Below are 1,161 nucleotides of genomic sequence, written 5' to 3'. Positions count from 1 at the left end.
ATGTCAGAGACAGTTATTGAGCATCAAACTTTAAATTGAAGAGTTTGATCATGGCTCAGATTGAACGCTGGCGGCAGGCTTAACACATGCAAGTCGAACGGTAACATGAGTGCTTGCACTTGATGACGAGTGGCGGACGGGTGAGTAAAGTATGGGGATCTGCCGAATGGAGGGGGACAACAGTTGGAAACGACTGCTAATACCGCATAAAGTTGAGAGACCAAAGCATGGGACCTTCGGGCCATGCGCCATTTGATGAACCCATATGGGATTAGCTAGTTGGTAGGGTAAAGGCTTACCAAGGCGACGATCTCTAGCTGGTCTGAGAGGATGACCAGCCACACTGGAACTGAGACACGGTCCAGACTCCTACGGGAGGCAGCAGTGGGGAATATTGCACAATGGGGGGAACCCTGATGCAGCCATGCCGCGTGTATGAAGAAGGCCTTCGGGTTGTAAAGTACTTTCGGTAATGAGGAAGGTGGTGTATCGAATAGGTGCATCAATTGACGTTAATTACAGAAGAAGCACCGGCTAACTCCGTGCCAGCAGCCGCGGTAATACGGAGGGTGCGAGCGTTAATCGGAATGACTGGGCGTAAAGGGCATGTAGGCGGATAATTAAGTTAGGTGTGAAAGCCCCGGGCTCAACCTGGGAACTGCACTTAAAACTGGTTATCTGGAGTATTGTAGAGGAAGGTAGAATTCCACGTGTAGCGGTGAAATGCGTAGAGATGTGGAGGAATACCGGTGGCGAAGGCGGCCTTCTGGACAGATACTGACGCTGAGATGCGAAAGCGTGGGGAGCAAACAGGATTAGATACCCTGGTAGTCCACGCTGTAAACGATGTCGATTTGGAGTTTGTTGCCCTGAGTGATGGGCTCCGAAGCTAACGCGATAAATCGACCGCCTGGGGAGTACGGCCGCAAGGTTAAAACTCAAATGAATTGACGGGGGCCCGCACAAGCGGTGGAGCATGTGGTTTAATTCGATGCAACGCGAAGAACCTTACCTGGTCTTGACATCCACAGAATCTTGCAGAGATGCGAGAGTGCCTTCGGGAACTGTGAGACAGGTGCTGCATGGCTGTCGTCAGCTCGTGTTGTGAAATGTTGGGTTAAGTCCCGCAACGAGCGCAACCCTTATCCTTTGTTGCCAGCG

General features: G+C 51.4%; 1 rRNA gene. It reads left to right on the top strand.

Annotation, left to right across the window (positions count from 1 at the left end):
- Window positions 1–32: 32 nt before the first annotated feature.
- Window positions 33–1,161: ribosomal RNA gene (locus J3U37_RS12030) — 16S ribosomal RNA — on the top strand; the annotation flags it as partial.

This window comes from Gilliamella sp. B3172, assembly GCF_026536465.1.
Taxonomy (GTDB): Bacteria; Pseudomonadota; Gammaproteobacteria; order Enterobacterales; family Orbaceae; genus Gilliamella.
This window is presented reverse-complemented; position numbering and strand designations above follow the sequence as displayed.